The sequence below is a fragment of the Paenibacillus sp. YAF4_2 genome (assembly GCF_052113225.1).
In the GTDB taxonomy this organism is placed as follows: domain Bacteria; phylum Bacillota; class Bacilli; order Paenibacillales; family Paenibacillaceae; genus Pristimantibacillus.
The window spans coordinates 571,576-588,642 of the sequence record NZ_JBFRCT010000001.1 but is presented as its reverse complement, the minus strand read 5'-3'; the positions used below and the strand labels follow the sequence as shown (position 1 = coordinate 588,642).

The 17,067-nt window shown below is 45.4% G+C and carries 28 protein-coding genes; 12 read left to right on the top strand and 16 right to left on the bottom strand.

Annotation, left to right across the window (positions count from 1 at the left end; translation table 11 throughout):
* Positions 1-45: 45 nt before the first annotated feature.
* The 3 genes from AB4Y93_RS02980 (at position 46) to AB4Y93_RS02970 (ending at position 2,349) form a co-directional block, all read left to right on the top strand.
* On the top strand, positions 46-732 hold the full coding sequence (locus AB4Y93_RS02980; protein WP_441888789.1) for a response regulator transcription factor: 687 nt from the start codon (positions 46-48) through the stop codon (positions 730-732).
* Positions 722-1,996, top strand: coding sequence for a sensor histidine kinase (locus AB4Y93_RS02975; RefSeq protein WP_441888787.1), 1,275 nt, complete (start codon positions 722-724; stop codon positions 1,994-1,996). Before AB4Y93_RS02980 ends, AB4Y93_RS02975 begins: the two co-directional genes overlap by 11 nt.
* A 92-nt stretch (positions 1,997-2,088) precedes the next feature.
* Positions 2,089-2,349, top strand: coding sequence for a hypothetical protein (locus AB4Y93_RS02970; protein ID WP_441888785.1), 261 nt, complete (start codon positions 2,089-2,091; stop codon positions 2,347-2,349).
* Between the two features lie 27 nt (positions 2,350-2,376).
* Here AB4Y93_RS02970 and AB4Y93_RS02965 read toward each other — a convergent pair whose 3' ends face one another.
* From AB4Y93_RS02965 to AB4Y93_RS02925, 9 genes are all read right to left on the bottom strand, one after another.
* Complete coding sequence (locus AB4Y93_RS02965) at positions 2,377-3,204, bottom strand: RnfABCDGE type electron transport complex subunit D (protein WP_441888783.1); 828 nt, start codon at positions 3,202-3,204, stop codon at positions 2,377-2,379.
* A gap of 1 nt (position 3,205) precedes the next feature.
* Positions 3,206-4,093, bottom strand: coding sequence for an FAD:protein FMN transferase (locus AB4Y93_RS02960; RefSeq protein WP_441888781.1), 888 nt, complete (start codon positions 4,091-4,093; stop codon positions 3,206-3,208).
* Positions 4,094-4,103: 10 nt separating this feature from the next.
* On the bottom strand, positions 4,104-4,547 hold the full coding sequence (locus AB4Y93_RS02955) for an FMN-binding protein (RefSeq protein WP_441888779.1): 444 nt from the start codon (positions 4,545-4,547) through the stop codon (positions 4,104-4,106).
* Between the two features lie 161 nt (positions 4,548-4,708).
* Positions 4,709-5,008: an ArsR/SmtB family transcription factor gene (locus AB4Y93_RS02950; RefSeq protein ID WP_441888777.1), complete on the bottom strand. Its 300-nt coding sequence runs from the start codon at positions 5,006-5,008 to the stop codon at positions 4,709-4,711.
* Between the two features lie 10 nt (positions 5,009-5,018).
* Positions 5,019-5,420 carry a rhodanese-like domain-containing protein gene (locus tag AB4Y93_RS02945; RefSeq protein WP_441888775.1) on the bottom strand — a complete coding sequence of 134 codons (402 nt, stop codon included), beginning with the start codon at positions 5,418-5,420 and terminating at the stop codon, positions 5,019-5,021.
* Positions 5,421-5,472: 52 nt separating this feature from the next.
* On the bottom strand, positions 5,473-5,784 hold the full coding sequence (locus AB4Y93_RS02940) for a rhodanese-like domain-containing protein (protein ID WP_441888773.1): 312 nt from the start codon (positions 5,782-5,784) through the stop codon (positions 5,473-5,475).
* A 40-nt stretch (positions 5,785-5,824) separates the two neighbouring features.
* Entirely contained in the window at positions 5,825-6,094 is a 270-nt protein-coding gene (locus tag AB4Y93_RS02935; RefSeq protein WP_441888771.1) for a metal-sensitive transcriptional regulator, read from the bottom strand.
* Between the two features lie 71 nt (positions 6,095-6,165).
* The gene (locus AB4Y93_RS02930; protein ID WP_441888769.1) at positions 6,166-6,639 is read right to left on the bottom strand and encodes a DsrE/DsrF/DrsH-like family protein; all 474 of its coding nucleotides are present in this window, start codon (positions 6,637-6,639) and stop codon (positions 6,166-6,168) included.
* 64 nt (positions 6,640-6,703) lie between these two features.
* A complete protein-coding gene (locus AB4Y93_RS02925; RefSeq protein ID WP_441888767.1) occupies positions 6,704-7,495 on the bottom strand; it encodes a sulfite exporter TauE/SafE family protein in 792 nt (263 codons plus the stop codon).
* 116 nt (positions 7,496-7,611) lie between these two features.
* Between AB4Y93_RS02925 and AB4Y93_RS02920 the strand changes: the two genes are divergently transcribed.
* Positions 7,612-7,785 carry a hypothetical protein gene (locus tag AB4Y93_RS02920; RefSeq protein WP_441888765.1) on the top strand — a complete coding sequence of 58 codons (174 nt, stop codon included), beginning with the start codon at positions 7,612-7,614 and terminating at the stop codon, positions 7,783-7,785.
* Between the two features lie 41 nt (positions 7,786-7,826).
* Here the strand turns inward: AB4Y93_RS02920 and AB4Y93_RS02915 are convergent, their stop codons facing one another.
* From AB4Y93_RS02915 to AB4Y93_RS02900, 4 genes are read right to left on the bottom strand one after another with little or no spacing between them, the layout of a single operon-like run.
* Complete coding sequence (locus AB4Y93_RS02915; RefSeq protein ID WP_441888763.1) at positions 7,827-8,054, bottom strand: sulfurtransferase TusA family protein; 228 nt, start codon at positions 8,052-8,054, stop codon at positions 7,827-7,829.
* A 14-nt stretch (positions 8,055-8,068) separates the two neighbouring features.
* Complete coding sequence (locus AB4Y93_RS02910) at positions 8,069-9,211, bottom strand: MBL fold metallo-hydrolase (RefSeq protein ID WP_441888761.1); 1,143 nt, start codon at positions 9,209-9,211, stop codon at positions 8,069-8,071.
* A gap of 24 nt (positions 9,212-9,235) precedes the next feature.
* A complete protein-coding gene (locus AB4Y93_RS02905; RefSeq protein ID WP_441888759.1) occupies positions 9,236-9,631 on the bottom strand; it encodes a DsrE/DsrF/DrsH-like family protein in 396 nt (131 codons plus the stop codon).
* Positions 9,632-9,653: 22 nt separating this feature from the next.
* On the bottom strand, positions 9,654-10,229 hold the full coding sequence (locus AB4Y93_RS02900) for a sulfurtransferase TusA family protein (protein ID WP_441888757.1): 576 nt from the start codon (positions 10,227-10,229) through the stop codon (positions 9,654-9,656).
* Between the two features lie 660 nt (positions 10,230-10,889).
* On the opposite strand from AB4Y93_RS02900, the gene AB4Y93_RS02895 reads away from it, so the two are divergent.
* Together AB4Y93_RS02895 and AB4Y93_RS02890 are read left to right on the top strand one after the other, a co-directional pair.
* Positions 10,890-10,976 carry a YetF domain-containing protein gene (locus AB4Y93_RS02895; RefSeq protein ID WP_441889247.1) on the top strand — a complete coding sequence of 29 codons (87 nt, stop codon included), beginning with the start codon at positions 10,890-10,892 and terminating at the stop codon, positions 10,974-10,976.
* A gap of 166 nt (positions 10,977-11,142) precedes the next feature.
* Positions 11,143-11,658 carry a cupin domain-containing protein gene (locus AB4Y93_RS02890; RefSeq protein WP_441888755.1) on the top strand — a complete coding sequence of 172 codons (516 nt, stop codon included), beginning with the start codon at positions 11,143-11,145 and terminating at the stop codon, positions 11,656-11,658.
* 91 nt (positions 11,659-11,749) lie between these two features.
* On the opposite strand, the gene AB4Y93_RS02885 is transcribed toward AB4Y93_RS02890, so the two are convergent.
* From AB4Y93_RS02885 to AB4Y93_RS02875, 3 genes are all read right to left on the bottom strand, one after another.
* Positions 11,750-11,899 carry a hypothetical protein gene (locus AB4Y93_RS02885; RefSeq protein WP_441888753.1) on the bottom strand — a complete coding sequence of 50 codons (150 nt, stop codon included), beginning with the start codon at positions 11,897-11,899 and terminating at the stop codon, positions 11,750-11,752.
* 30 nt (positions 11,900-11,929) lie between these two features.
* Complete coding sequence (locus AB4Y93_RS02880; RefSeq protein WP_441888751.1) at positions 11,930-12,238, bottom strand: DJ-1/PfpI family protein; 309 nt, start codon at positions 12,236-12,238, stop codon at positions 11,930-11,932.
* Between the two features lie 422 nt (positions 12,239-12,660).
* Positions 12,661-13,215 (bottom strand): manganese efflux pump MntP, encoded by a 555-nt coding sequence (locus tag AB4Y93_RS02875; protein WP_441888749.1) that lies wholly within the window; start codon positions 13,213-13,215, stop codon positions 12,661-12,663.
* A gap of 147 nt (positions 13,216-13,362) precedes the next feature.
* Between AB4Y93_RS02875 and AB4Y93_RS02870 the strand changes: the two genes are divergently transcribed.
* From AB4Y93_RS02870 to pqqE, 6 genes are all read left to right on the top strand, one after another.
* On the top strand, positions 13,363-13,803 hold the full coding sequence (locus AB4Y93_RS02870) for a WGxxGxxG family protein (protein ID WP_441888747.1): 441 nt from the start codon (positions 13,363-13,365) through the stop codon (positions 13,801-13,803).
* Between the two features lie 158 nt (positions 13,804-13,961).
* Positions 13,962-14,033 (top strand): pyrroloquinoline quinone precursor peptide PqqA, encoded by a 72-nt coding sequence (gene pqqA, locus AB4Y93_RS02865; RefSeq protein ID WP_441889245.1) that lies wholly within the window; start codon positions 13,962-13,964, stop codon positions 14,031-14,033.
* A gap of 52 nt (positions 14,034-14,085) precedes the next feature.
* Positions 14,086-15,003, top strand: a complete 918-nt coding sequence (pqqB, locus tag AB4Y93_RS02860; RefSeq protein ID WP_441888745.1) for a pyrroloquinoline quinone biosynthesis protein PqqB — start codon at positions 14,086-14,088, stop codon at positions 15,001-15,003.
* Entirely contained in the window at positions 15,003-15,716 is a 714-nt protein-coding gene (pqqC, locus tag AB4Y93_RS02855) for a pyrroloquinoline-quinone synthase PqqC (protein ID WP_441888743.1), read from the top strand. Before pqqB ends, pqqC begins: the two co-directional genes overlap by 1 nt.
* Complete coding sequence (gene pqqD / locus AB4Y93_RS02850; protein WP_441888741.1) at positions 15,713-15,991, top strand: pyrroloquinoline quinone biosynthesis peptide chaperone PqqD; 279 nt, start codon at positions 15,713-15,715, stop codon at positions 15,989-15,991. Before pqqC ends, pqqD begins: the two co-directional genes overlap by 4 nt.
* Positions 15,982-17,064, top strand: a complete 1,083-nt coding sequence (gene pqqE / locus AB4Y93_RS02845) for a pyrroloquinoline quinone biosynthesis protein PqqE (protein WP_441888739.1) — start codon at positions 15,982-15,984, stop codon at positions 17,062-17,064. Before pqqD ends, pqqE begins: the two co-directional genes overlap by 10 nt.
* The last annotated feature ends 3 nt before the right edge of the window (positions 17,065-17,067 follow it).

The window sequence follows — 17,067 nt, the reverse complement described above, 5'->3', positions numbered from 1 at the left end:
AAGAGATTATTGAAATATTCTTAAAAACCAGAAAGGGATAAAATCATGCGCATTCTAATTGTTGAGGACGACCCTGCTTTGCTTGGTATCATTAGCAAACTATTTGAAAGTGAGAATTATTCAACAGATGTCGCTGCGACCGGAAACGAAGGTTTATTTCTTGCAGAGCAAGGAATCCATGATTTAATCGTGCTTGACATTATGCTTCCCGGAATGGATGGTATTGAAATTGTTCGGCAATTAAGAGCGAAATCAAACCCAATCCCTATTATCATGTTAACCGCTAGAGGCAGCTTGGATGACCGTGTGAATGGCCTCAATGCCGGAGCAGACGATTATTTGCCGAAACCTTTCGCCTTAGCCGAACTGCTGGCCAGAGCTAGAGCTGTACTTAGACGTAAAGGAGCAATAAGCAAGGAAGGCGAGATCATCTGTGGTCCCGTCAAATTGCTCTCGTCCGTAAGGGACGTTATTGTCGGTGATCAGCCTCTTAAGCTTACTGTTAAAGAGTATGAACTTTTGGAATTTCTTTTATGCCATCAGGACCGTATATTGACTCGTGAGCAAATTTTTGACCGGATATGGGGATTTGATTCCGAGGCGGCGATCTCGGCTGTCGATGTTTATGTACATCATTTGCGTAAAAAACTATCCTCTCATGGTGCAGAAAATCTGATTCAAACCGTTCGAGGCACTGGTTACATGATCAAAGGAGGCTCTGATGTTTCGTAACATTCGCATTAAGCTGGCTTTCTTCCATTCCGCAGCATTCTTACTTATACTTACCGCACTTGGAGCCATTCTTTATTGGCATGTTCACTTTCGACTCTACAACGATATGGATGAGATCTTGCATCAGTCAGAAAGCCGAATTCGTGCGACATTGAATTTGGATGAGTTGCTTAGATCGGACTTTAGGGAACTTCAACAGGATGAGCGAACGACTTATCTGTTCTGGAGCAAGGACGGTGAATTAATAGGTCAATTGCCGGAACAAGCTTTATCTCAGAAGGAAACACAGATGTTGAAGCCCATTACAAATAAGCTCCTTCAAACCGTTACTATAGATCACCAAAGCTATCGACTACTTCAGATCTCATGCAGGGACATAAAATGCAACGCAACTATACCGGTCGAATCGATTACCGTCGTAAGAAGCCTTAGAGATGTCGCGGGCATGCTTAAAAATTTGCAACAAGATCTTGCTGCAGGCATTGCGATCGGACTCCTTCTATCCATGGCGGGAGGTTACTGTTTAGCCGGACGGGCGTTGGTTCCTATTCGTCAATCTTGGGAAAAGCAGCAGCGTTTCACCGCTGACGCATCGCATGAATTGCGAACACCAATCACGATTATTCAAGCGCAAACGGAGATGCTGCTTAGGCATCCCTACCATACAATCGAAGAAGAATCCTCCAATATTTCTAACATTCTTAGAGAGAGTAAACGAATGGGGAAATTAGTAGACGATCTGCTGACATTAACTAAGGGTGATACCCATGATTTAGCGCTTCACTGGGCACCTATATATCTAGACACCGTAATGAATGAGGTCGGGGAGCAATTCCGTTTGATCGCTGAAACAAAACAAATCCATGTCGATTCCGAAGTCCAGCCCTCTATCATTTTATGGGGCGATGAAGAACGTATTCGGCAAGTGCTTCTTATTTTACTTGACAATGCATATAAATTTACGCCGTCAGAGGGTTCCATCGTAATAGCAGCCCATCAAACATTTCATGGCATAGTTATACGCGTATCAGATACCGGAATTGGAATTGCGCCTGAGGATCTGGCACATGTATTCGAGCGCTTCTATCGAGGTGACAAAGCCCGCACACGTTCCACAGGTGGAACAGGTCTTGGGCTCTCAATTGCAGAATGGATCGTAAAATTACATGAAGGAAATATCAGGATCCAATCCATTTTAGGCCGTGGCACAACCGTGGAGATAAGCTTCCCTGGATCAAATGCGCGAATCCGACGAACCCCTTGAAATCAATTGGTGTCTAATTATGCATACCTAACAACGAATGAACGAGCGCTGAATAGTCTATATCATCCTGCCTGCCAAGGAGTAAACATCTGATGAGATTATTAATCATTGCGCCTGAGCAAATACCTGTTCCCCCCTTCAGTGGAGGATCAGTTGAGAATTGTATTTATCAAATCTCAAAGCATGTTTCTTATAAATATCAAATCACTATTGTAAGCCGATCGAATAAAAATTTGCCAAGCAAATCTGTGTTTGGAAATACAACCATTATTCGCGTGCCAGGAAAGGCTGCGGTAGATCGCTTCAGCTGGAAGCATACGGCTAGAAAGCTGATGAAGATCTACGAAACGTAGTGGCAGCATAATCGCGCCATCATGAATTTAAACAGTCATTCCCCGCTGTCGTGGCTCCTTACGTGATTTCGTTGTTACTTTTGAAGAGAAGCGTGTATGAAGCAAATGATAAAGGTTGCCGGCGAACAGCCCGATAAACAAATACATCAGTCCGCCATATATTCCGTATACAATCGTTCCGACAACGGCGGCCAATATGCCAAATATGATTTGTCCAGTGGGCTTGGCAGGTGATGTCGGAGGATCTGTTAGCATGAAGCAGCCGAAAAACAAAGTCGCGTTAATGAACGGCGGCCGGAGTGCGTCGAAAGCGTCGCCTCTATGCAACAATTCCATGGCCAGCACCATCGCAAAAGTTATCATGAAAAAAGCGAATATTTGCTGATATTTATTCACGCGATTCGTTACGGCGTATCCGCCTATTAACAACAGCGGAATATACCAGCCGGGAAGGTCCCCGAAAGCCCCCCACCAGCTTTGTTCCGTGTGGTAGATCAGTATCGACAAGAACAGTCCGAAAGCTGCTGGATTAAATATTGGTTTTTTCTTATAAACAAGTAGATGCTTAGAAATGATCGAAAGGCATGCCGTACTCGCGATAATGGGCCAAGCCGTATTGAGGCTAAGAATCAAAGCGACAATCAGTCCCGTAATAGCCGCTCCGTCTGGCATAATGCGTTTTCTCTTTTTGATTAGAGCAAAGAGAACGTCGATAACAATTGCTGTCCCAACCGCAATCCCTCCATTTTCTATGCCAAGTATACTATGTGAAGCCCAAGAAGCGATGGAAAGATAGACAACGATCGTGATAAGAACATATGCTTTGGGCGATTTGAACCATTGTTTCCATTTCATACTAAATTCCTCCGATCCTTTTGATACGTAAATCCCATGTCAGGATCAAGCCTTGCAGGCCAGCCTCGGCGATTAATGCTATTCCTTCTTCCCCGCCCATCACAAACGCCGCGGTTGAAAAAGCATCCGCCATCATGGCGTAAGGAGCAATAACGCTGCAGCTAATCCATTCGTTAGGTGATCTGCCTGTTGCAGGGTGAACGATATGATGCTCACCATCATCCACTTCGCTTCGTCTCTCGTAGCTTCCTGAAGTGCATACTGAAGCATCGGAGATGTATAGCGTCTGCAGGATGGCGTTTGCACTTTTCGGTTCGCGGATGCCGATTGTCCATTTGTCTCCTTGCTCGTCTGTCCCCCCCGCATATACATCGCCTCCTGCGTTCACGACAAATCCGGGGCAGCCTTTGAGCTCACTTACTGCCAAGTCGATGGCGAAACCTTTGGCGGTGGCGCCTAAATCCAGTATGAGCGGTTTGTGCAAGCATAATGTGCGATTCGTTTCGTTGAGTTCGACATCCCGGAAATTGGCGGATAAGTCAGCATCACTGTTCGTCCTTCCACCGGTCAAGTAATGGCTGTTGAATCCTTTTGACTCTAATAACCGGCCGATGGAGGGATCGAATGAGCCATCTGTCCATTCGGCCATCTCAAGTGCGAATCTTAACGGCTCCAACAAATACGGGCTGATCGTTGTGGCTTTTCCAATCCTGCGACAAGCCTGCATTAATTCGCTCTCGGGACTAAAGCGGCTGCACGCTCTTTCGACTTGCCGAAAGGCATCGAATGCTCTGCTAACTCGTATTTCGAGCTCTTCCTCCGACATTGCATTTCCGCAGCGAGCTTCAATCTGAACAACTGTGCCCATGAATAATTTGGCTTTTTTCATCAGAGAGGCCTCAAGTTCGAAGTGCCTGATTTAACGCATCCTGCACAGCGTCCGAGAACGCAATTGTACTATAGGTCGCGCCAGAGACATTAACTACCTTCGCACTTTGAATTTGCAATACTTCTTCTGGCATTCCGATGACGTCATCGATTGAATAGTGCATGGCGAAGTCGCTAATCTCGACGTCCGTGATTTGGTCATTCTTGATGGCGACCGTCACCTGAATCATGCCACGGCGATTGCTTCCCATTCCGGTGTAGGTTCCGTCGATATACTTTGAGGGTACCTCATCGTTTCCTGATACCGAGGTTTTGCTTGACACAAAGGTACTGCTGTAATTCCTGTTGACAAGCACTTCCGGTTTTTCGACCTCCGTGGACCAATATCCAGCGGCATAGACAGCAGCAACAGCTGTCGAACATAGCGCTACCCACTTTTTTTTCATTTTCGCCATCTTAAATCCTCCGATCAGACAAGGTTTCTTAAATTCACAATGATCACTGTAGGCCTCATTATATATGAGCAAGCTTAAAATTTTTTTAAAGAAACGCCTCCATACTGTCGCGATGGAAATCCTTAAAACAAAAAAAGCCGCAATTTATGCGACTTTTTTTGTCATTTTTGAAGGAACCGACCAACTTGATTTATTGCCGCTTCATTCCTGCGGTAGTAGGTCCACTTCCCGATACGTTTAACATGAACTAGTCCTGCTCTTTGTAAGATAGAAAGATGCTGTGAAGTAGTGGATTGATTCATATTCAACTTTTCAGTAATTTGGCTTACACATACCCCGACCCCAATAAGATCATTTCCTTCTTGTGGCGAAAAATGGGTTGTTGGATCTTTAAGCCATTCTAAGATCTGAAGACGTGCTTCATTGGATAGTGCTTTGAAAATATCAATTGGTTTAGTCATGTCGATTCATTTACCTATCTAGTAACTTGTGCGTGAGATTTCCGTTCCAGGCACCGAGGCCTCCCTGCAGGTGAGCCAGTTCTGTATGCCCATTTTTGAAGAGCATCTTCGCCGCACTTTGACTCCGCATGCCGCTTCGGCAATAAAGAAGCACTTGCTGGTCCTTTGGAATCTCGGACAGTCTTCCAGACAGCTGAGACAAAGGGATATTCTTCGCCCCAGCGATATATCCACCTTTATACTCACTAGGCTCACGGACATCGATTACGAAAGGTTTGTCCGGCTTCGTCATTTCGGCTTTAAAACCTTCCGTGTTTAGATTTCGGAGCCCCTTAGCAGGTTTAAATTTCATATATGCAAACCACACGATAACCGCGATAAATAAAATATTAATGATCAAACCTGTGTCCAAAGATTCCACACCCTTTCGCACTACTTTGTTGACATCATCGAGTATTTGCGCATTAGACCAGCTTGTCTATCCAAGCGTTCAGTCCGCCGGTCATATTCACGACGTTGAAGCCCTTCTCACTAAGCAATTCACACGCAAGGCCGCTGCGATTGCCGCTGCGACAAATGACGATAGTCTCTTTAGACGGATCTAATTCATGCAACCGCTCGGAAAGCTGCCCCAGCGGAATATGCTTGGCGCCTTCAACATGACCGTAAGTCCACTCGTCAGTTTCGCGAACATCCAACAGATAAAGCTTCTCGCCATTAATAAGCTTCGCCGCCACTTCTTGCGGCGTAGTTGCTTTTGGAAATTTGAATGCCATCGTATTCCTCTCCTCTTGGTTGTTTTAGACCAGGAAGAACTTACCGGCTTTTCACCAGTAACTCGACCGCTTCCTGTACCATTTTGCCAGTATCATTGTTACCTGCGGCTTGTTCAGCCAAAATACATTGATGCAGGTTTTCCGCAACAATCTGTGCAATAGCTTTGTCCGATGCATTTCGAACGGCGGACAGCTGAGCTACAACATCCTTGCACGACTTACCTTCCTCCATCAGACGCAATACGCCTCGTATCTGGCCTTCAATTCGGCGAAGGCGAGTTTTCATCGACTCAGTGTAGTTATATTCCATTTTCCATATGCTCCTTTCAATATATATACGGGTATGGGTATATTATAGAGCAAAAAATGAACGTCTATCAATTAAATAAACAAATTAACCTTGCCGTTCGACGCATCTCCCAGATAAGCGGCTACACCGGCATATTCCAAACCGTCGATCAACTCTTCCTGCTTCAGGCCAAGGAGATCCATGGTCATCGTGCAGGCAACCAGCTTTACTCCCTGCTCCTGTGCAAGCTCAATAAGTTGGGGCAGAGTTAAAGCGTTGTGCTTCTTCATGACGTGCTTAATCATTTGCGGTCCCAGTCCACCAAAGTTCATTTTGGATAATCCTAACTTCTTGGCACCACGTGGCATCATCCAGCCAAAAGCTTTCTCCAGCAAGTTTTTATTTGTTTTAACCATTTCGTCTTTTCGTAATGCATTCAAACCCCAAAAGGTAAAGAATATTGTCACTTCATGATCATAGGCTGCCGCGCCGTTTGCAATGATAAAAGCGGCTATTGCTTTATCCAGATCACCGCTGAACAGCACGATTGTCGATATATCTGCCATTATTATTAGAGATGCCTTTCGCTAATTTATAAAAGGATGAAATACAACTGCTTTAGGTTTTCTCCTAAAGGATCGACGACCACACCTTAACAGCAGTGAGTGCTATTAATACAACCAAGCCGTATCTTAATATTTTTACGTTTATTTTTGCGCTTATTTTCGAGCCAAGCGGTGCACCTATCAAACTTCCGACGATGGCAAAAACGGTCGGCCACAGCGGAATATCGCCGCCGGTGACTTTGCCGATGACGCCGCCTACCGCCGAAATAAAAACGATGGCAAGCGAAGATGCGATAGTTGTCCGTGTCGGTATCTTAAGAACCGTCAGCATGATTGGAATGAGAATAAACGCACCGCCTGCGCCAACAATCCCCGACACGATCCCCACTACAAAGGCGGATCCGACAGCGATCCATTTATTAAAGCGAAGTTCATTTGTGTGTTCTTCATTCGTTCCTCTGCGGGGAATCAACATGAGGATGACGGCCAAGACGGCAAGTATGCCATAAATCAGGTTGATAACGTCACCATTCACCATGCCGGACACGAATCCCCCGATTAAGCTTCCTGCCAGAATACCGCTGCCCATATAGAAGACGAGTCCTTTGTGTACGACCGAAGGCCCGGTCTTGTTTTTCTTACGAAATGCAAGCATCCCTGCAAGCGAAGCGAAAAAAACTTGAAACATGCTTATAGAAGAGACCTCATGCGCTGAGAAATGTGCAACACCGGTCAAAGAAGGAACATATAATAGCATCGGATAGTTTATGATCGCCCCGCCGATGCCAAGCAAGCCGGAAAAGAAGGAGCCGACCAGCCCAAGCACGATCATGACGATAAACAGCAAAACGTCCATTGGCTTCCTCCTTTCTTTAAATATGCGGTAGCTATTAAAATAAAAAATAGTATACGTTGACAACAAAATGGATTACAATAAAACCTAGTAAACTCATTGGAATGAGGTATTAACTAATGCTGAACAAATTAAAGTCCTTGTTCGAAGTTACATGCCCTACCTGCAACGATAAGCTCCAAGCCGCAAGCAATGGTGTGTGCTGCACCAAAGTCTGCCCGCAGGGTCACTATAAAGAAGAATGCTACTACACGCTTGGCGTGACTATTGTTTATGACGGCGGCTTGAAATAAGCGAACATGTACGCATGTTCGCTTATTTATTTATAGAGAAATTAAATCTTCTTCACAAAAAATTTATAGATGCCTTTGTCTTCCTCGTAACTTAGAAGTTCATGTTTCGTTTGCTTGACCCATGCCTGGAAATCATTCACAGAACCTTTATCCGTGGATTGAACCTCCATGATTTGCCCCTGTGCGAGTCCGTCGAGTGCTTTCTTTGCTTTCACAATCGGCATCGGACATGCCATGCCCTTCGTATCTACAACAAGATCTGTTTTCATATAGTTTCCTCCTCTTATCGGTCGTGGACAGCGCAGCGGTTCGGACCGATTTCCATCTCACGCTGCTCGTCTTCGTCTGGTGTCATTTTACCCATGTTCGTTTGGCGGATTTCTTGGTAAGCGTTCGGCTGTGGCGGCAGGTTTTCCGTTACCGTACGGCGGAACGTATCTTCTTCCTTGATATTCAGGCCGGGGTTATTGCGATAGAGATCCGACAGCTTGCCCATGACCCTTCCGCCTTCACCCAGTTCGGTTACTTTTCCAAAATGAGCCGGCAGCACAAACAGATCCTGCGACAAGCCTTTGTACCGGCTGTATAGAGTCTCACGCAGATCGCCCACCCAATCTTCTGCCTTACCTGCGAGATCGGGACGACCGATCGACTCGATGAACAGGATGTCCCCAGTCAACAGATACTGATCGTCAACAATAAACGACGTACTGCCAATCGTGTGTCCCGGGGAGTAAATCGGTTGAATTCGGATCGTCGTGTTTCCGACCGTGATGTCCCCACCTTCTTCCAGCTTTTCATAGGCGAACGTCACTTCCCCTGCGTCTTTTGGAGGCAGCCAGTAGGTTGCGCCAGTCTGCTCCGCCAGCTTCCGTCCGCCGGAAATATGGTCAGCATGCAGGTGCGTGTCGAGAGTGTGCTTGATTTGTGCGCCATGTTTTTTCGCGAATTGCTCAAATACTTCTGTCATCCGAAGAGTATCAATAACGGCAGCTTCTCCATTAGAGATGACCATATACGACAGACAGCCTTTGCCGATCCGTACAAACTGATAAAGTGCTCCGCCATCCTGCAGCTCGCCAATCTTTACTGGTTCGAGGTGCTCGCTCCAGGATTTCATACCGCCTTCAAGGTAATGCACGTTGGTTCGGCTTGCTTCGACTAGCTGCTCTGCCACAAACTTAGAAGATCCTTCCTTCGCACAGACGACGAGCAGTTTTTTTTCATCTGGAATTTTGTCCAACGCTTCATCTACACCGTCCAGCAGGTCGAAATATGGAATGTTGATGATATCGATCGTTTGGCCTTCGATTTTCCAATCGTTAAAGTCGTTTTCATTACGTACGTCAAGAATAAAAAGTTCTTCCTTCGCCAGGACGATTCGAGTAAGTTCCTTGGCCGTCATCATGTTCAAGTTAGAAGTCATTTTATATTTCCTCTCCTTAGCTTCTTAGAATGTCAGCGAAACGTTCGCATCTTTTGCGAAATCCAGGAATGTAACAGCCCCTCCAACTTCAATGCCTTCGATAAAATCTTCTTTGTTCAGGTTCATGACATCCATCGTCATTTGACATGCGATAATCTTAACCCCCAGATCCTGTGCCATCGTGACCAACTCGGGGATGCTCGGAATGTTCGCATTTTTGAAGCCTTCAGCAAAGTGCTCACGGCCTGCGGGCAATGGTAGTTGATGGTGTGCTTGCTTGTGAATCAGATTGAGTCCTTCAAAAGTAAAGAAGATAGCGACCTCTGCGTCCGTAGCAGCGGAAGCTGTGGCAATATTAAAAACTTTATAAGCATCGAACAAACCACCGTTGCTTGCGATAATGGCTACTTTTGTACTCATATGGATTACCTCCGTTAGTTAGTTATTGTTTTTGTTCAGTTGGTCCACTCCAACCGGCCATTCCCTGCTCTACATTGCTCACATGCTTGAAACCTTTCTCCTTGAGCAGCTGGCAAGCGAGATCGCTGCGGTTACCCGTACGGCAAATGACATAAATGTCATCTGCGGGGTTCAGCTCGTTGAAGCGCCTTTCAAGCTCGCCAAGCGGAAAAGATATTGCCCCAGGTATACGATTAAAGGCATATTCTGCGGGTTCCCGAACATCAATAATCTTCACCTTTTCGCCTGACAAAAGCTTACTCTGCAGATCTTCTGTGGAAACGACTTGCAAATGCTTCTTCTCTTCCTTTACTTCCCCCGGGCTGGATTTGCGAATATAATGCTTTAGCACTGCCCCTTCTTCAACCGATCCTAAATACTGGTGTCCTGTATTTTTAGCCCAGCCTTGGATATCTGCAAGCGAGCCTTTGTCCGTTGCTTGAACTTCAATGACCTGACCCGCCTCAAGCTGATCTATTGCCTTCTTTGTCTTCACAATCGGCATTGGGCAAGCAAGACCTTTGCAATCCAGTGTCTGATTTGCTTTAATGTCCGGCATGCAAGTACCTCCTAATGATTTTTTGTAATTCAAGTTGTAATCGGCATAATTCTAGCTTATTTTCCCATGGGATGATTCTTCGCCTCTTACATAGGAATACGATCTGTCTAATACTTATACCCCTATAGGTATATTAACGCGAGGTTTATGGTTTGTCAACAGAGTGCCGTAGTGAGGAGAAACGTTAAACTATCCAGAGAATAAAAAAGGATCACCCAGAATTATCTGGTGACCCATATACACCTGTGTGGTGTTTACTTGTAAAATTACTAATTAGTCACGCATGTCCTACATGCGCTTTTTGATTCACAAGGCTGCCTCAGTGACCGATCACTGCCCAGTAATAAAGCTTGTTTTAGCTACGTCCATTGAACCCGATATCGACTTTATTAGTTATATATTATGATTCCCATCCGGAGGATTTACTATTACACACCATTTACGATGCCGTTGGGACGAGGTTAGGACTCCTTCTATCGTGAGTCGGAGATTACTGTGATGTTTGGAGAAAATAGTGTCAACTTAATTTGGGAGGGTACAAAAATGTCCGAGCATAAAGTGATTTTACTAAGAAGTATCGCTTCCTACTCACTGTCACCTCATGGTTACTTAGTCTGTTTTCTTTAAAAGGTAGAACCATGGAGAGGTTGTTATAAAGAAATGCTTCGTAAAAAGGATATTTTTTATATATCCGAAGTGGAATATGCATTACTTGAAAACAGCGGCAAACTGTTTTTTTGCTGTTAAAGGTACTGATGGTAATCTGTATTTTGATTTTTATCAGGATAAATTAAAAGATCCAAAGAATTGTAGCCTTCTATAAGTCAGCCAGTAGGATCTTTGTTGTTACATAAAACTAGGCTGTTGCATATGATAAATGGTCAAATGAAAAAGATCTGAAAGGAGCATGAGTATGTACCCTTATTCATGCTATTACCATCAATGGCAAAATCAAATCCAATACCGATGGCCTAGCCCATATTACAACTGGAATAACCGCGATAATAATTCATATCAAACCATTCCATTGCATGATTATGGAACAAGACCATTAGTAGTGAATATTGACCTTGCTGCCAAGCAAAATAATAATTACCGTACTGCTTTATGGACAGGTCAATATTTTCAAATAACCTTGATGAGTATTAATGTTGGTGAGGACATTGGTCTGGAAGTACATCCGACAACTGACCAATTTATACGAATTGAACAAGGTCAAGGGCTTGTTCAAATGGGCGACAGCAAAGATAATCTAGATTTTCAAGTTATGGCTTATGATAACTATGCAATTGTAATACCAGCTGGAAAATGGCACAATGTTACGAATACAGGTAATGTCCCTCTAAAAGTTTATGTTATCTATGCTCCACCTAATCATCCGTTTGGAACAGTTCAAGCAACGAAACCAATCACTCAAGAAACAGAATAAATAAATATATTGCTGATGAATATAAGTTCTAAGTCAAGAAGCACACACCTTTATATTTGGTGTAGGCTTCTTTGTTTAAACTACGGCTGAATTATTCGATTCCAAGACGATGCTCGGCAATTGCATCAATAAATGACTTATAGTATGTTTTATCTGCACTTTGTTCTCCGGCGATTAAAACGCCATTCAACTGAGCAGCTTTCTCTCCTGCAGCCTGTACGACGCCTGCGGAAATCAGCAAACGAACACCGTCACCTACAGCGGCAATAGTCTAATAATGCTGAAACGCTTCACGAACAAATCCCGTTGATGAAACGTCGCTAAGCAACTCGTCCACACCTTGGGCTCCGCCGCAAACATATACAGCGTCATACAATACGGATGCAGCCGTTAGCATCGATTGCTGAGGCTCGATAAGCGTACCGTCAACACCTTTTACTGGAGCAAGCGTTTTACTCACAATCTCCGCCGTTACTTTCGAAGCTATCAATTCTTTTAACAGTGCTTGTACCTCTGTTGTGTGATATCCATTACCAAGCATGACCGCGACCTTGCGTGTAACAGCAGTCTTAGTCATCATGTTGCTTATTATTTCATTACACTACAGAAGTATGTAATCAAACTTATCACAGAATAAAACACAAAGAGCAGCTCCACCTTTATCAGGGTGGAACTGCTCTTTACTTTTTTTAACTGGATTATTAACTGAAACGAAAAACATTACAAAGGCAAATCCTTTCGTGTGAAAACCCTTAGGGCTAGGATATAGAACCCCTATCCACCTGGAATGCAATTAGACTGTTGGCCGTCATAATAATGAACACGACAGGAAGCAGAACCCCCTAAGTTTTGGAGAACATACCAAGGAAGGTAGCTTCACCAAGAAGTCCAGCAAGCGGCGTATCCTTTACCATACCTGATATCTCATGAAGTGATAACAATCGCGTAGGAGGAGGCGGCGGCTAGTCTCCGTCCTCTCACACCACCGTACATGCAGTGAATTTATTGCAAGGTGATGTTCTCAATAAACATCCAAATACCCATGATTCCAAGCACAATGCCAGATGCTTTTTCTGTCCAATCACCAATGTAACGCTTTAGTTTAATACCGAAAGTAACGCCAACCATTGTAAATAGAAAGGATTGAGCAGCAATCAAAAATATAGTGAGCAATATCGGTAATTGCATCAACCCGGCAGTAAATCCAACGGTGAGTTCATCCATGCCGATACCGATCGCCACTGCTAATAATGTCCAGTTAGCTAGAGGCTGTTCAAATTCCTTGCTATGATCCTCGTCCTTGTCAAAAAAAAGAAAATAGATAGCCAATCCAATCAAGATTAGAGCGCCTATTGCCGATAAAGCACCTTTAAAATATTGTCCGAGAGCTCCACCAATAATCATGCCGGCAATCGGCATGAGTGTTTCAGTCAGAGCGAAGAATAACGCGATTTTCATCTTGTTTTTGCGCTCAGTTCTGAGTCCCAATGACGAGGAAACGATTAAAGCATCGAAGCTAAGCGAGAATGTTAGGACCCAAGCGAAAAACGATTCCATGATCATGCTCCTTCTTGCTTTGTTGTTACTACCCAATATATACAGATCAGGAACCTTGTAGTACAAGCATGGAATAAGATCGCCATTGTCGTGAGAACCTAAGAAAAAGATACAAAAAATACGTCCTACAAAGGCTGGTGTTGTACAATGATAACTAAAACCCTATGCGGAATAAGTATTGCGCTAATTACGTTGTTACTTGCCTCTCCTCCTTCTTCTGCTAATGCCTATTCGGGAACTGCAAATGGAGGAAACGGCGGGCTCGGGAGCGGAATGGGAATCGAGTCGCCTGGCACGCATCATGGAATGTCCACTAAGAGCTACGAGCCGGAACAATCGGACCAAATGAGAACAAATGCAAGGTCCAACCATGAGGTCAGCGTCTATGGAACAGGTACTGGCAGCCAGTTCTCGCATATCAATGCGAAAGCTCATGGTTCAACGAATCTAATAAATACACAATCGGACGACAGTTATCATGCAACCGCAGCAACTACGACTAAAAATACAGGTTGGGGTTGGCTGGGATTGCTGGGCCTGCTTGGATTGTTCGGAATGCGAAGCCGGAATCCAGAACGCAACAACTGATCAGGTAAGAAGGCAAGTAAAATAACGATACAGATACCCCTCGGCAAACATCTGGAGGATATTTGTATCGTTATTTTTTATTCTTGGACATCCCAATGCTTACATAGAATGAATCATGTTGCCTTACCTGATGCTACTTACCGAAGGGAGGTATAAACATGTGGGTTAAGCCTGAATTTAAAATTATCGAGATTTGTGCGGAAGTAACGGCTTACGCTTATCGGAAATAACTTGTTATGCCGGAGAAATCCGGCATCTCTTCTATAGGGGGGGAGATTGGTTATGATCATTAAAGTGTTAGGTTCCGCTGCGGGAGGAGGATATCCGCAATGGAATTGCGCTTGTCCAAACTGTATTAAAGTGAGATCAAGCGACTCATCCGTAAGAGCACGAAAGAATGATTCGCTTGCTTTAAGCCCGGATGGCATTCGTTGGGCGCTGCTGAACGCAAGCCCAGATATTTGTAGTCAATTGGAAGCATACGCCTGCTTGCACCCAGGTCCCTCCTTGCGTGATTCCCCGATTGAAGCTGTTCTTCTTACCGATTCGGAATTGGATCATACAACCGGGCTGCTCCAGCTCAGACAAGGCGCTTCCATTAAGGTATTTGCTCCCCGCCCTGTTCTCTTCGCTCTTGAAGAGGATTTTCCGGTTCGTCGAATGGTTGAACCTTTCGCGAAATATCAATGGGTTGAAACCATACCGGAGGAATCTTTCCCACTATTTGGGGCAAAATTAACGGTATGTCCGTTTTTTTTGAGCGACAAGCCCCCTCGCTACATCTGTGCTGACCGGCCTTCACATCAGGAACAGCAAAAAGCTTGGGTGATCGGCTATCGCATTACGGATCATACGACTGGAGGCGTCGCCGTCTACGCGCCGGGCATCGAGACATGGTCACAAACGCTGGAGCAGCATTTAGAAGATGCTGATTGCCTGTTTTTGGACGGTACCTTCTGGCAAGGTGACGAACTTCGCGCATTAGGAATATCCGAACGGGATGCATCCGATATGGGGCATCTGCCGGTTGCCGGAACTAACGGAAGCTCTAATCAGTTAGCTCATTTATCTGCGCGTCATAAGATCTATATTCACATCAATAACACGAATCCGATGCTGGTCGAAACTTCGCCAGAACGACGAAGATTGACAGCGCTTGGGATTGAAGTCGGGTTTGACGGAATGGAGTTGGAGATTTAATGTTTGAATCTTATTTATTGTCGGACGAACAATTCGTGGCACGTTTGCGCCAAGTTGGAGAGGAACACTATCATGACAAGCACCCCTATCATCTTGCCATGCACGAAGGGAAGCTATCCCCTGTCCAACTCCGAGCTTGGATTGCCAATCGGTTCTATTATCAAAAAAATATTCCGATTAAAGATGCACTGATCCTGTCCAAGCTGCCCTTCAGAGAAGACCGCCGCGAATGGATTCAGCGGATTATCGACCATGACGGCCGGGAAGACGGTGATGGTGGAATTGAAGCTTGGATTCGTCTAGGTGAAGCTGCAGGTATACCTCGGGAAGAAATGCTGAATGAGTGCCATGTGCTCCCTGCTGTCCGGTTTGCGGTAGACGCTTATGTGAACTTTTGCCGGTTGGAGCCATGGCCTATAGCGGTGGCATCCTCGTTGACAGAACTCTTCGCTCCTACTCTCGTCTCTAAGCGTATTGGCGTATTTGAGCAGTTGTATCCATGGATTCGAACTGAGGGACTGGCTTATTTTCAAGCAAGACTTCACCAAGCTCCACGCGATGCGGATCATGGACTGAAAATTGTTTTGCGTGAATGCAAGGATCGGAGTGAGCAGGAACAAGCAATAAACGCTTTGCGCTTTAAATGTAATGTCTTATGGGCGCTACTGGACGCGTTAAGCTTGGCATATCCTGACGGAGAGAACCATCTATGAGCTTATGGACGCTGTCGGAACGTCTAAGGCTGCGTAGTCCGGGTCGCATCAAGTACGATAAAGTCCGTCAAATGGAGCTTTTGCTGCAGCCGGAGAGGATCATCGAGCTTAACGAGGCAGCGGGGGCGATTCTCCGGCTCTGCGACGGGCAGCGAACAATTGAACAAATTATCGAGGAGCTTGAAGCGAAGTACGGTCAGTCGGGTCTAAAGGATGATATAGTCGAGTTTTGCGCTGTGGCTGCCGAGAAAGGATGGTTAGAGCTATGTCGGTGAACTTCCCTTATGCCTTAACCGCTGAACTCACTCATCGTTGCCCTCTTCACTGCCCCTACTGTTCGAATCCCGTCGAGCTTCAAAAGAGAGAAAGCGAGCTGTCCACTAACGAATGGCTAAGCGTATTGGAACAGGCTTGCGATCTTGGTGTCGTACAGGTTCATTTCACGGGCGGTGAACCGCTGCTGCGCGGAGATTTGGAACAACTCGTCCGCCACGCCAGAGATTTAGGCCTTTTTGTAAATCTTATCACGAGTGGTGTTGGATTAACCAAAGAGCGGATCCGGAAGCTATCGGAGGCTGGAATTGACAGCATTCAGTTAAGTCTGCAGGCTGCGACGGAGGAGCTTGCCGATTCGATTGCCGGTTTCAAGGCTCATGAACTGAAACGTCAAGCTGCACATTGGATTCGAGAAAGCGGTCTTACCCTAAATATGAACGTCGTCCTCCACCGTGCCAATATTCATCAGATTGAAGAGATTATTGAGCTTTGCAAGTCATGGGGCGCACAGCGGCTTGAATTGGCTAATGCCCAGTATTACGGCTGGGCTATGCGTAATCTTCATCTATTGCTTCCGCTAAGCGAGCAGCTTAAGCAAGCGGAATCCGCCTATATTCGAGCAAGCGAGCGTTTTGGACAACAATTAGAACTTTTATGGATCTTACCCGATTATTACGAAGATTTCCCAAAGCCCTGTATGGGCGGATGGGCTAAGCTTTCACTAACCGTTGCTCCCGACGGACGGGTCCTGCCCTGCACAGTCTCATCGGAAATTCAAAGCTTGTCTTTCGAGAATGTGAAAGAACGTGAATTGGTCTGGATCTGGAATGATTCCCCTTCTTTTAATGCTTATAGAGGCTATGATTGGATGGCAGAGCCCTGCAGGAGCTGTGATCGGCGTGAACTGGATTACGGCGGGTGCCGATGTCAGGCCTTTTTGTTAACAGGCGATGCACAGGCGACGGATCCTGTATGCATCCTATCTCCTCACCGGAAAATGATTATGGATCGAGTCGAATCCGTCGAGAACGGCAACTATGAAAATCCAAACTATGCTTACCGCGGCAGGTGATCG